Origin of the sequence: Acinetobacter sp. SWAC5 (assembly GCF_003419885.1) — a bacterium.
Taxonomy (GTDB): domain Bacteria; phylum Pseudomonadota; class Gammaproteobacteria; order Pseudomonadales; family Moraxellaceae; genus Acinetobacter; species Acinetobacter cumulans.
Genome location: NZ_QUWR01000037.1, coordinates 1 through 14,051, shown reverse-complemented (window position 1 = coordinate 14,051; position 14,051 = coordinate 1). Strand labels below are relative to the sequence as shown.

Below are 14,051 nucleotides of genomic sequence, written 5' to 3'. Positions count from 1 at the left end.
CAGTGATGTGCTGAAAAGGCTGCCGACGCATAAAGCGACCCAAATAGAAGAATTACTACCACATCGCTGGAAATCCAACTCAAATTAAAAAATAGGCATGGGGTTCAGCGGACGCTTACTTTTGATAGCCAAGTGAATGAGATCCATGCACGTGTAGCAGTCCTTAACAGATTTACGGAATTAGGTCGACCACTTACCCAAGTTACGCCTTAAATTTGGCTCAATTAGGGGCGCTTTGCATTTCAAATCTTTGTGCAACAAAGCCACTTCAAAGTAGAAATGTCTGGTCTGGATTGTTGCCACTCTAATTTGAGTTTAAAAAAGCTAGCAAATCTGCTAGCTTTTTAAGATGATTATTCTATTTTTTAGAATTTAATAAACCAAAGAAGTTCTCTCCATCGTTCTCTAAGTCTTCAAAAAACTTATAAAACGATTGGGCAATAGCCTTATTTTTGACAATAATACCCACAGGCACTGTTGTTAAAATATTTGTGGATGAATCACTAACGTGAATAATCAAAACACAAAAAGAGTCTTTCATAACCAAAAGCTCAAAATTACCGTCAAAAACTACACTACTTTCCTTAAACGTTAGAAAGTGCTTGGCTCCTGCCTCAGCTGTGATTAGTTTTTTATAACTTGCGATTGATTGTTTATCATTTCTGTATGCCACTGGTAAGAAGCATTTAAAGTTTTTGGTAATTGTGGTTGTCGATAAACGATCAATAAAATCACTAAATCTATCTGACTTACCCCAAAATTCATCTGATGGAGCTAACCAATACAGCTGTTTATCATCATTATTCTGGTCTTGATATTGTTTGATTGTTTTGAAAAACAGGTCTGAATTTTCCTTAGAATATATTGGCCCGATAAAGTATTCATTGGATTTGTGTTCTAGCTTAAATAAGCGATCTAAATTAAGCTTATTCTCGCTAAAAATAGATTCAACTGAAAAAGTATCCTCCATATCTAATTCATGGAGTACCTTTAGAATATCCTCAATATTTTGTGGCTTCTTAGCTGATCTAAGAGCAGCGTAAAGAGAATCTTCGATTTTGTTAAGATTTTCCATGTGATTAAAATCACTAATCTCTGTAGGTGTATAATTCTCATCAAGCGTCAATGGTAATGTAAAACGACGAGAATGGTCTCGCAATTTTTCCACTTGGCTCATTTTATACAGTTGCAGCTTCTTTTCATCCACTGATGGATTCAACTTAACTAATCCTTGGCTGAAATAAAATCGAAAATTTTTCTGAAACTCCTTACTAACCAAAGACTCACCATTTGAAAGGTATTGGTTAGAAGCATCTAATTTAATTGAATTTGCCCCATTGTCAGATGCGTTGGGATTAACTGGCTCAGGATTCAAGCCAATCATCTCAAAACTCATCTTTTGAATATTGTCCTCAATCTTATTTACATAAGGAATTGCACAAACATCCGAGAATGCTTTCTCAAGTCGCTGAGTCAGAGCAAATCGATCATCTTCAAGATGTTTTATCTGCATTTGTTTTAATAATTTAGTTAATAGCACATCTGTTTCATGATTAGATAACCCTAAGAACCGCGCTATTTTTTCAGCAGAAAGTGGTGCAATTACCAATAGGCGCAATACCATAGAATCAATAAAATCTAAGGTATCTGTTGTGGTATAGCTAAATGCCACATTGAATAGTTGTGATGGCAATGTAACATCTACGTCATGATAGCTTCTTAGTGAATTTTCCATGAGTTATACCCCTGCCTTTCTATATTTTTTTGATCTATTTTTATTAATGTGCGGATTGTTTTGTACTATTTTGACAATGGCGCGTTTTGAAATATATCGATATTCTAAAGTCTGATTCTCACGGCACTTGATGTAATTTAATACGCGTCCTAAAGGTAAGTTACTGTTGACTCCTTGCCACATTTCTGACGCACCAAAGATTACAAGACGATCCATTGCGCGAGATAAAGCCACGTTCACACGATTTGGTGACTTCAAAAATGCAGGAAACTTAGTTGGATCATTTCGCGTAACTGAGAGAATGATGATCTTATTCTGTTTACCTTGATAACTATCCACCGTATCAATACGCACAATTGATCTCAATGCATCTGACACTTCACACAAAGAGAAGGCTTTTCTTAACCGGTTTTTTTGCTCAGCATAGGTACAAATTACACCAATAGCAGGCTCTTTAAGGGAATCAGGCTCTGGCACTAATTTATTTAACAAGAGTTTGTCTTGGTCAATCCGCTGAAGAAAATCGATAATTTCATTAATTTCATGTGGGTTATAAATACTACTACCTTTCTCCATTTTGAAATGCTCAGCATTCCCAGTATCCACCCAAGTAACTGTTGAATTCAATTCTATTGCGATGTCGGATGCATAGTTATCAGGCACAATCCGCTTTAACTTAATTTCTTTCAGCTCTTCATCACTTAAACCACGAGAATCGACAACTTCAGTTTCAAGTTTTCCTTCATAAAAACAGTCTGAAACTAATTCGCCGATGCTCGGACTCATTCGGTACTGTGACAAGAGTTCTGAACTAGCCTTTAGTCCATAATGTGAATTAAAGATACGGCCAAAGTCGCTTTGTAATTTATCTTCCAAATCATCATCTGATATCTTAAGTTGCTTAGCTAAAGCCTTTTTATGATCGCTCGAATATAGTGGAGGAAGTTGGTCTTGATCCCCAACTAATAAAATACGTGCACCTGACTGCATTGCAATTGCCAATTCTGAAGCGATTGAACGTGCTGCTTCATCAATAATCACCCAATCAAATACGTGATTGGCGATTCCAATACTTTGTTGGCCAACACCAACGCATGTGCCACAGACTAATTGCCTTGTTTTGACCAGGAAACTTTCATAATTAGCATTTTGGCTTTCAATTAATGGTTCATAATCTAGGGCAATATTGATCAAGGCTTTCGCTTTAAGTCCTTCCTCATTAGATACCCCGTAGTATTGATTAAGTGCTGCGAACGTAATCATGTCGATCTTATTTAACTGGTTTAATACTGTTATCTCTTTATCATTGATACAGTCTTCCAGTTGATCCCAAAAGTCTTGATTTCCGTCAAACATGCTCTTCAGCTTATGCATTGCTGATTTGAAAGCCTGGGTATACTCTTCTAATGAGAAGCTAAACTTTTGATCAAGATCATCTTGGTCGATTGACTGATACGCAGATTTAAGACTATTTAAAATAGTGACTCTGATTTCATAAAGATCGCTCAAGTATTCAGCTTCAAGTGATAAATCTTTTGCAAGCTCAAGCACTCTTTCTTTAATATTAGACTTAAACAGCTCTATCTGGCTCGTAATAATTGAGCCTGTATAGACATCTTTTAATTCAGGAGACACAGCACTCTCTTTATTGCTTATTCGAGCAATACTTAATGGTGTGTCATACTCTGTGCATAGCTGACGTATACGCTCAACACTTGTATTTACAGCTTCGTGCGACTGACTAACAATTAAGATGTTAGATACATTTTGTTTATCATAGAGATAGTGAGCCAGTATAGAGATAAATTCAGTTTTGCCGGTTCCTGGTGGTCCCTTTAATAGTGATACAGGTCCATACTTAAGCACATTACGGAACGCTTTACGTTGTAATGGATTGAGGGCTTTAACCAATTCCCCATTTTTGTATTTGTTATAGTGATCTAGATCTTCATCAGGCACTTCAATCTCATAATCTTTTGCTTCAATCACTAATGATGGTTCAAAGTAATCTACGAGATTTTCAATGACAGCCTTATTACTCAGAATATTTGTCAGAGCATCTGCACGTTTCCGATTAGATGACTTATCTGCCTTGCTTTGTAGAAACAGTGTTGCTTCTTCAGGAACTTCATTTGTTTTTTTACAAAAATCGATCCACAATTCTCCGACTTTTGATTGCGCAATATTCACCGTACCTATGCAGAAAGTGTAATCACCTCCCGCCCCAGTTTCTTTAGTGCACATTACATCGACTTTATCGGTCTTTGAAAATTTAGCTGAAACATCTTCTGCAGAGTCATAGTATGCAATAGCACTCTTTGAATCTTTAAAATGTTTGCTCGAAACTATCTTTAACGGCTCAGACAGAGTGATTGTAGGATGTGCATGACGCTCAGTCGCCATGACTTTTTTCCACAACTCTTTCGTTTCAATATCAATTAAGTGGCTATGTGTAGGCAGATGACTCATTGGCTGTGCCATAAGCTCATCAGTAGCTATAACATCGCCTATCTCTTCTTGTAATGCTTTTTGTTCACGCAGAGCCCGTAATGTTTCCTCTTTCTCTTGAGTCCTTTTGAGCTGTGCTTGCTTAAACTGTTCAATAGCATCCTTAAAGTTTTGATCTTTTGCTAAGAAGTCATTTAACTCTACAATGTTGTCACGCTTACTCATCCCAGATATCGGGTGGACTTCAATGCTAACATCAATAGTCAGATCTGCATCCCTACTAGCCTTCCACCACAGGTCTTGTTTTTTGACAAAATCAAGGAAACTTAATTGATTTTCATGGGGCTTATAAAACCCTTTTAACATGCCATTGATTCCGCTAAGTGTAAATCGAAAATCCCCCTCACTTGCTGCCTCAAGTTGGATATAAACTTTGCCGTTTTCGGGATAAATCGTAAAGGGCGTCTCAACCTTACTTGTATAAATACTAATCTGAGGAGCTTCTTTTACAATAGCACCCTTACATTCAAATGCCTCTATAAAGCGAGAATTATCAATATAGCGTACACTTGGATCTTCCATTCCTTCTATGCTCAAGGCTGTATTTAGCCAGGATAAAGTAGGATCCATTGAAGCCACATCATCCACAGCCAAGTCTATATCGTATAGATCTGCGATTAATTTCAATGCAGTAAAGTTGTCACACTGAATGACTGTTGGATCTTCAATATCAGATGGGAAATAAGCATTAGAAGAATCAGGTTGTGGTACTTCAGGATGGAAGCAATCATTAAAACTAACTTTCAAGTTTGTTTTATCTACTAGAATCTTTTCATCATCCAAGTTTCCATGTTGAAAGCCATGCTCATGAAATTTTTTCAGAGAATGCAATAACTGAAGTGAAAGTTCATTTTTTTCATCCTCAGTTAAGCCCTCAATAACCGTTGACCAAGCTTCACCCTTTACCATTTCAGTTACTAGATACACACATGCTGTGCTAGTTGATAAACCAAAATCAATAATCTTAGGAAGGTATGGCAAATTGAGAGCCTGCGTCATTTTAAGTTCTTCAAAGAATCGCTTAAAACAACTCTTTTGATAAGTTGTCATTGCAGATGCAACTTTACCCATCCATGTTTTGACTAACATGTTGCCTGATGCATAGAGTGTAAAATTTTGGTTAGCATCAATAGGCGCGCCAAATATCGGGTAACTGATATAGGTATTTGTCTGATTTAAATATGGATTCAGTACATCTGCATCAAGTTCATAACTAACTTGTTCAGCAGGTTTTTGAGCTAAGAAATCTTGGAATACTGCACATGCATTATCATATTTCCCTGTCAAAGCTCGTGTTAAAATACGCTCTAACCAGTGGTTCTGATCTCGCTCCTCAAGACTAAATTTTTTCAATGAACGTGGGCTCAGTCGAGCATTCTTCCAAATATGAAGGATTAACTGCCCTAACCAATACACATCCTTTTGTGCAGCTGTCAGCGCAAGATTCGGAAGATGAGCTGTTGTATTCAAAAATGGGAGTTCGTTAGCCAGTTCAGGGTCAATTTTCGAGGGCTGTGTTTGATCATTTGCTGCCGAAAAATTGGATAGCAATATCTCCTTTTTATAAGAGATCCACACACTATGATCACCCACATCACCATGAGTAATTCCCATTTGATGTAGGTGATTAAATTTACCAAGCAAAATCTGGAATAAATCCAATTTCTCAGATTCAGACATTTTCTCAGCATAAGCGCCGATGAATTCGTTGACTCGATAACTGTTCTCAGGCAACTCATACAACTCATTATATTTTGATGTCATGTCATCAAGACTTGGGTTTGTAATCGGGTGCAAACAACTTTGATAAAGATCAGGCTTTTCTGTTTTAATTTTTTGGAAAACCCGGCGCTCATTGCAGATCAAGTTGAATCGATGTTGAGGCTGACTCATTCTTGAGTTACTCAACTTGAATTCATTAAAATCCCAACAACGCATTAAAGATTTTTCACCAACGATGGTCAATGAATGCGCTTTATACTCGCTATAAATCTTTTTAGGATGCGGTAAGATCAAGTCACCTCGTTCATGATTATTAATAATCAAAGAGCGTGGTTGAATTTGGTCAGGCGCAAAAATTTCATCAATAATGGCGTGATATTCTTTTTTAATATCATATATGCGACCATCACGTTCCAGATGCTTGCGGAACATATTATTAAAATTCTTCTGTTGAGCTAATTGTATAAACTCATCTATCGAAAGAATGTGCTCTAAATCTTCTGGAGGCAGGCGCGAATAATCTGCTTTACCACACATGACAACAAAGTGAGAAACACTTTGGTAATGAAATGTAATGCCCTTAGCTTTCTTTTCTGAAACTTTATCCTTTAGTTTATTAACTATAATTTGCATTTTTTTTACATTTTTAGCTACAGGGCATGAATCTTGCTCTTTATTACCTACGTACCATTTTCCTGCAACTTTTGTAATTTCCTTACCGTTCCAGTCCTTGAATTCAATGACCAAAATGTTTGCATGAGTAATAATTAGGAGATCATATTCAAATTTCTCAGAACTACCTTTCGCTACTGCTTTTTTTCCATTTTTATGCATAAATTCAAAACCAGCATATGCTCGCCAGTTTTTAGTTTTTTCGCCACGATCAAAGACCTTTTTAATCTTATCAATTGCTTTGAGTTCGTGCTCGTATATACCTGTCTCTGGATATGTAACTTTCATATTAAAAGATTCTTTATTTAAAATGTCTTGCTTTTGCACATACAACAAATAAGCGTCAAAAATGATGCTAAATTTTTATTAACATAAAGTAATGCTATATGTACGGTGTCTTTTAGAAAAAATACTTAGCGTAAGAATTTAGTTTTTTCAGGTTGATGGTTAGTTTGGCCAAATAAGCCCTCCGAAGGTTTTTTATATTCAGTTTAGGATTGTATTTAAAATAAAGTCTGCCAAATATTTTGGTGTAAAACCTGAGTCTTCTAGCACGATCATCATTTAGATGATCTAACTCAATCATTCGTTTAAGCAAAACGTATTTCACTTAACGGTTCATAATGTGACTTATATTACATTTAATTTTTGAGTATTCAAAATTATTTTATTGAATTATAAGAAAAAAACTTAAGGAATTCCTTAAAATTTGATGACAATGGTCATATCTCTAATCACTAAAAAGACCAAAAATAGATATCTACCCATATCTCTCGGACAAATTAACTCTATTTTATAAAAGTATCAATAAATTCATTAGGTTCATGAACCAAAAATTTATAATTATTTTTTTATTTATATAAGTTATTGAAAATAATAAATAAAATTATTAAAAGTTTTATTAACTAGACTTCAGGTGAACATAAGTTAAAGTTCGAATTAAAATGAATAGGGTAGTCGCAATTTCCAAAAAATGACAGCTCATGTGTCGTTTAGATACTAACAATTTGTTTATTATAACAAATCTTAAGCATGTTAGCTGTCGTCATTCTTTGATACGGTCTACGTACTACCGTACAATCATCAGCTATATTCATGGTGTTACTTTGCATAATTTACATTTTCTGCATTCAAACCAATCAATCCAAAATTACGTGCACGTTCGAGACACATAAGCTGTCATTGACGACACATGTAATGTCACTGGTTGCGTTCGTGCGTCTATTTCCGTTGAACTATGCTATACCTTGAATAGCCAGCTACTCGGTTCACTGAAATACTGACCGACACGTTAGATTTCAGTTTTAAATCAAAATAGCGATCAATCGTCACAATTAGATGTTTTACATAATCAAAAACTACATATGTTAAATCCTTTAAATCATTGTTCTGGTGTGCAACTTCAATAAATTCTGAAAACAACGCTACACCTGTTTCGTTGGCCAGATTCGCTAACTGATTATCCAATCCGGCAATTGCCGTTAATTCTGATGCAATCACCACTTTATGCATTGCTGTTTCCGCTTCAATGCCTTTGTACTCAATCCCCTTGTATATATAGACATCGTTTTCTCGTTTGCCTTGGTTCCAAGGGTTATCCGTACCATCCAGTCTAGGCATGCTGTACGGTCGTTTTAGTTTTGCTGGAGGTGTTTGTTTAGCGGTGACTTCATAAAGGTTAAATACGCAATCTGTGTAGCGTTTAAGGCTATGGTATGTCAAAGCTTGCTGTTTGGCGGTCAACTCCCGTGGTGATACATGATTCACCAAGGTTTTGAACATTTCTAATGATTCTGGTGTGAACGATCCATCTTTTTTTGCATTGTCCATCAGGTCTTTTTTAGCCCATTTATGCTTTAGTTTTTCCGCTTCAGCATCAGATATTTTCTCTCCCCGATACACGTATCCACGCGCTGCGTTTGAATACTCAAAATCTGCTCGTTTTACTGCCTTGTAGACCATTGTTTTTGTCATTTGTTTTGCACCAGTTTTTCCCATAGTTGTGGCGACCGCTTGAGGGCTTAACACGTACCCATTCTTTTTCGCTTCGGTCGTAACACCAAAACTCGTACCCTAAACAACAACGTTTATTCACGACATAGCGGTAGGTGTTGCAGATCGTAAGCATATTCTCAGTGGCGTTAACTTCCCAAGGTTTAAACGCAATAAGCTCTGTTATTGCTTCCCTGTAAAGTCGTGTTGCTTTGGGATTATTGAATAAGATCCGTTCTTTTTTTGAGGTCTTAGTGATTGCATTCATTTCGTCCACGACCTCACTAATGCTTTTAGCCAATCATCCATCAAATCAACTAAAATTGCCCGTTCTCTGCCTGTTGGATATGCGCTTAACTTCATATTCCAACTATTTGCCGACTCTTCTGTGCCGTGCACCAAAAACCCATTTTGTTGATCATTTTCAGCCAGCTTATCCGTCACCCAACATTCAAACAGTCTGGCAAAGATTTCTGTTGGCTGTGACCAATACATTGACCGTGATTGATCTAGGTGCATGGCGTTATTCATAAAGCCCGTACCGCCTTGTCTTTCTTCGTAATCAAGGTATTTGGTTGACTTAAAAGTAAGATAATTAACCAGCTTGATAAACTTATCTGCAGTCTGGCCATCTTTAAGATGTTTGTATGCTGACTCTTGATGATTCTGTACTGAGTAACGCCCTTTACTGGTGTAAAGAAAGTATTCGCTAAAAAAGTTATTATTGAGTCCGTTTCGTTTTGCCAAAACACAATCAAATCCGTGCGCGAACTCATGGGCTAGTGCTCCAACACCTTGCGTCTTGGTCAAATGAATAAGCATATTACCTGGTTCAAAGTGAGCTGCTGCGCTATCAACGCCTGTGCCACGCGAACCGAATGCTATTCCTAGCTTACCGCCTAAAGATGCGAACGTAACGGGTAGACCTAGAAGTTCGACAAGATCCATTAGTGAGTCATACGTGCAATTCAGAAACCATGCACGTTCCTTTTGATTTACCCAATTGCCGAACTCGACTCCAGAAAATTTGAAATAGTCCATAAGCAACTGGCTATCGATGTTTTCACCCTTTCGATGGTCCTTACCCTCGCGCACTTCAACTCTGTCGTAGCGCGGTCTTTTGGGTGGTTTTGCGCGTCCTTTTTTGGGTTCTATGACTCGTTCATCTAAAATTGGCTGAAAAAATGTTTTTACTTTTTCTAGTGCTGCATTGAATGTGTCGTATTCCGTCCAATCATCTAGTGTTTGAAACCGCTTTGCTGAAATGGATTTAACGGCATACCACTTATGTTGACCAGTCTCAGTGTTTAATAATTTTTTGGCACCATAATTATCCGTATCAAGTACACGATCGTCTGGCCATCCTAAAGGGATTAAGTTTTTTAAGCGTAAACGTGTGTCTGAACTAAATGATAGTGGGTGTTTAACTCTGCGATTGGTATGTCGTCCAGCTGAGTAGCGTTCTAAAATATCTTTTTCACTTCGTCCAGCACCAAACTTAACGGTCATGTACGCATTAAAGTCGTCTGTCAGTTGTTCTAAACGTTCGTAGTGTGAGCTTTCATATTTGTTTTTTAAGAAGTGTAGCGTAGCAATGTAGGCATCATCCCATTGCTTTTGACCTATGCTAAACCAACCGCCCCCTAAAGGCTTGTTGGTTAAGTTTGCATAGACCAAAGAAAATAATAGTGCATGTTTTACAGGTTTATGGCCAGATTGGGCATCAGCTCTAAAATCAGGCTTTTGCCAATATTCCTTTTTAGTCACTAGGCTGTCAGACTTAATTCCATTCATGTTGCCTGAGAAGTCTGGTGATGGGTTGTCTTTACGTGCACCAGCAAACTTTTTACCTACATCCGTAATAGGACCATCTTTTTTTTCATTACTATTTATTTCTTCAGTCATAGCTAAACCACATAATTGTTAGTTGCGTATATCGTCCAAGATTTCTGACAGATCAAACAGATTAATATCTTTGAGTTTTGCTTCAGCATTGATGCACTCAAGTAAATTCATAAAACCAACAAAAATAATGTGTGGTATTGGTCTATTGTTGATATGCACGGGTGTTGACCAAGTGCGTACACGCGTTTCGCATATTTCAAGCCCTTGTTCTTCAAAAAGCTTGATCAATGTCGGGATGTCTTTGTCTAGTTGAGTAAGGGCTAATAACGACCGAAATACATCATTTAAGCTAATAGAGTGGTGACGATGGTTCGGATTGTGCTGTTTTCTATTGTCGCCCTGTTGTTGATTAAAGTAATGATGTTTTTCGCGATCTTGAGATGTTCTGTTTAAATATTTCATTTGGTATTAAGCTCCAAAGAGATAGCTGTAAATCAGGTACAAAATAAAAGTTATTGTTAATCCCGACACCAATAGAGAATTGATCGGGTAATTTTCTAAGTTAAAAGGTTTTCTGTGATAGCTCACTCCCCAATCTGAAACAGATCCTCGCTCTACGGCACTATAAAAGTTAGTTTGTGAGGCGTTTAAACGGTTGTTGTCTACTGATATGAATTCCAGTTTGCACAGCAATTCGTCACTCAGGTAGTTAAAGAAAGTCGTTGGTGTACCATTTGATAGGATGTGTATATAACCGACCTGTTTTTGGGTATAACCCATTCGCTCATACGCTTTTTGAAATTCGTGCGTTAAAGTCGCACTAAACTTATCCCCCTTATTTTTGGCAATCAGTTCAATTGGTGGCTCAGCTCCAGCCTGAATAAGCTTGGTGAATTTAGGACTACCACAACCCCAATTTTGAGAGATCCAAACACCGCGTTTTGTGTCGTGAATCAAACCATCAACAATGACCACGGCTGCATCACCGATGTCGCCGTTTTCTTTTTCTGTAAATTCGGTGTTATCAACGTCTTTTCTGAATTCTTCAGGCATTGGCCTTAAAACTTCTAAAAGATTGGTACTGTCACTTTGTACATGACCAGTAGCCAAAATCATCGACTCAATTTTTTTTAGGGCATGTTCAGGTACTATCAATACTGAATGTACACGCTGGTCATACGCATCAGATTGAATGTCTTGAGCTTCGGTATTCTTTTCAATAGTGCTTAATTCCATATTATTTCTCTGCCTGGGCTTTCTGGTATTCAACTGCAGTCTTCATTGAATATTCGTTATCATCTTCGTGCTCTGTACCAACCATGCTTTGCTGACCTTGGTATATACCTTTAACAGCATTGACGAATGCGTTATGCGCCGTAGCGTTGTAATACGTTAAGTTTCCAGCACTGGTCGAATCATTGAATGTCAAAGTATTAGGAACATGCCAAACTGCTGAATAAGCCTTGCCATCGATAACAACAATAGGTTCAAACTCGACCGCTTCACGGTGCTTGGTTTCATTCCATGGTGTATAGAAAACAGTATTGTTTTTGAGGTTGTAGACCTTGAATACGATCTGGCCAAGATTCCGTATTTTGGCCTCTTTGTTGTATGCCTCTAAAACCTTGTCTTTTTGGAAGTCTGTAATTTCAAGCTCAGGGTTCTTCGTAATCACCAGTGTTTCATCAGTCGTTTTAATCTCAGATGGAACGTAGATTTTTGAACCTTTAGGGAAACGTCCTGATTTCTCCAATGCGGATCTAAACTTGTTATTTGCATCCAAGAAGTTGCCAAACTCACTACTGAAGTAGCTGTAAAAATTTGATGCACTGGTGAACATGCCAAACTGATTCACCCGAACAATTTGCTCAGATACAGTGGATGCTAAACTTGCATATGGTTTGCCCGACACATCAATTTCGCGCCATTTGTAGTTACGTACACCTACTTCTTTGTCGCATGCATCATTAAACATAGATGTAGAAACAATATCGCCGTCCAAGCGCTTCACATAAGCAACCGGGTAACTGCGGATAGGTGCCATACGAACAGCTTTGTTTGAATTGGTGTAAAAGCCAGATGACGAAATGATATTTTGTTCAGATGATTTAATTTGATAACTTCGTAATGTATTTAACTGTCGATCAAAGCTATCAATTTCAGATTCATATAAAACATCACCCTCAACAGATGTCGCGATTGAATAAGGGGCATACATCACATCGCCCTGAACTTTATCCATGATCTGCTCAGCTTCAATACGATATAACGGCTGTGAGAACATGCCATTTGATGCCAAAGCTGGTAGATCTCCCCCTACACCAAAATTACACGCTACTTTGTGGCTGGTGGTAGAAAGGCTTGATTGAGGTAATTTGTAGTTAGATGGATTGTAAGTGGTAACACGTTCATCATATTTGCGAACTTGTTCCTCAACTTTCTTTTCAATGGGATCTATTTGTTCTTCTTGAGATGCAGTATCAGTATTTGAAGGCTTTAACTTATCACAACCAAATAGCAAAACTGACAATATCGCTATGGTAAGGGTTTTCTTATTCACTAATTAATGACCTAACTTAAAACTACTAATACCCCACATTATAATTAAAAATAAGTATTAATGAAGTGGTATTTAATAGTTTAAGGACTTTTAAGCGAAAAACCCAATATCATTAATTAGTTTTAACGAACATTCTTTTAATGCAACTTCATAACCGCCGTTATTATTAAATGTAAAAGCAAATGGTAGCATTTTATCAATCGCAAATATCTTCTCTAATAAGTCGTTGTTTTCTGCAGATGGCTTATCCTTTAAGGCATATTGCATGGAAAACTTAGCATTTATACCCGTGCTTTTATATAAAGCATTTATTTGTTCTTTAAGGCTTTTTTCCACTTCTTGCACAGTATTGAAAATAAAATTCTGATTAACAGTGAATTTATCAGTTTTCAAAGATCCAAAGGTCCACGCCAGACTCTCCGAAACCACATACCCTAGAACAGTCTGCAATTCTTCATCTTCAAATTTGTGATAATGAACGTATGATTTAGTTTTACCGTTAAAATATAAAATAGAAATGGAGAACAACACCTCTTTGTGAGCATATTTAAAAGGTACTTTAACAAGACTATAAAAGTTTAAGAGCTCAACGTTGGAGGCTTTAGACATATTTTTTAAAAAAATTTTAAAGACATTAAAGTGATTATACTAAAAATATCAAAGAAATGTTAAAGGGCTTTAAAATGGATACAGTTGTTCTAAAAAATAGTTTAATTGCTAGTTTAGTTTTTGTATGTGTGTTCCTGGTGTTCCAAAACATCGACCATAGAGTTTCTGAACGTATACAGCTTGAGTCAACCAGTGCAGCATTCGAGTCGCTTGATAAAGACTTTTCTGCGATCAAAAGAAATGTGGATACTGAATTCAATAAGCTCCCGAAGTACGTGAAGCCAAGCAAAGAGATGGATCCGTAAATTTGAACAACTCCTATAAGTGATATTCTGCTCCTCAAATGATGTTATAAACATCAATATATGGAGTATTTTATGGCACGTAGACCAAGAAGAAATCATTCAA

9 protein-coding genes are annotated in these 14,051 nt (G+C 37.0%); 1 reads left to right on the top strand and 8 read right to left on the bottom strand.

Going from position 1 to position 14,051, the window contains the following annotated elements:
- Nucleotides 1-358: 358 nt before the first annotated feature.
- The 8 genes from DYI81_RS16745 to DYI81_RS16710 all read right to left on the bottom strand — a co-directional run bounded on the left by DYI81_RS16745 (nucleotide 359) and on the right by DYI81_RS16710 (nucleotide 13,643).
- Entirely contained in the window at nucleotides 359-1,735 is a 1,377-nt protein-coding gene (locus DYI81_RS16745; protein ID WP_005005738.1) for a hypothetical protein, read from the bottom strand.
- Nucleotides 1,736-1,738: 3 nt separating this feature from the next.
- Nucleotides 1,739-6,964 (bottom strand): AAA domain-containing protein, encoded by a 5,226-nt coding sequence (locus tag DYI81_RS16740; protein ID WP_077169794.1) that lies wholly within the window; start codon nucleotides 6,962-6,964, stop codon nucleotides 1,739-1,741.
- 894 nt (nucleotides 6,965-7,858) lie between these two features.
- Complete coding sequence (locus DYI81_RS16735) at nucleotides 7,859-8,665, bottom strand: hypothetical protein (protein WP_010591556.1); 807 nt, start codon at nucleotides 8,663-8,665, stop codon at nucleotides 7,859-7,861.
- Nucleotides 8,666-8,893: 228 nt separating this feature from the next.
- Entirely contained in the window at nucleotides 8,894-10,534 is a 1,641-nt protein-coding gene (locus DYI81_RS16730; protein WP_005005743.1) for an LPD1 domain-containing protein, read from the bottom strand.
- Between the two features lie 18 nt (nucleotides 10,535-10,552).
- Nucleotides 10,553-10,936, bottom strand: a complete 384-nt coding sequence (locus DYI81_RS16725; protein WP_005005744.1) for a hypothetical protein — start codon at nucleotides 10,934-10,936, stop codon at nucleotides 10,553-10,555.
- A gap of 6 nt (nucleotides 10,937-10,942) precedes the next feature.
- On the bottom strand, nucleotides 10,943-11,710 hold the full coding sequence (locus tag DYI81_RS16720) for a hypothetical protein (RefSeq protein WP_005005745.1): 768 nt from the start codon (nucleotides 11,708-11,710) through the stop codon (nucleotides 10,943-10,945).
- A gap of 1 nt (nucleotide 11,711) precedes the next feature.
- Nucleotides 11,712-13,034 (bottom strand): hypothetical protein, encoded by a 1,323-nt coding sequence (locus tag DYI81_RS16715; protein WP_117008142.1) that lies wholly within the window; start codon nucleotides 13,032-13,034, stop codon nucleotides 11,712-11,714.
- 90 nt (nucleotides 13,035-13,124) lie between these two features.
- On the bottom strand, nucleotides 13,125-13,643 hold the full coding sequence (locus DYI81_RS16710) for a hypothetical protein (protein WP_005005747.1): 519 nt from the start codon (nucleotides 13,641-13,643) through the stop codon (nucleotides 13,125-13,127).
- Nucleotides 13,644-13,717: 74 nt separating this feature from the next.
- Between DYI81_RS16710 and DYI81_RS16705 the strand changes: the two genes are divergently transcribed.
- Nucleotides 13,718-13,948, top strand: coding sequence for a hypothetical protein (locus DYI81_RS16705; protein WP_240627450.1), 231 nt, complete (start codon nucleotides 13,718-13,720; stop codon nucleotides 13,946-13,948).
- Nucleotides 13,949-14,051 lie beyond the last annotated feature (103 nt).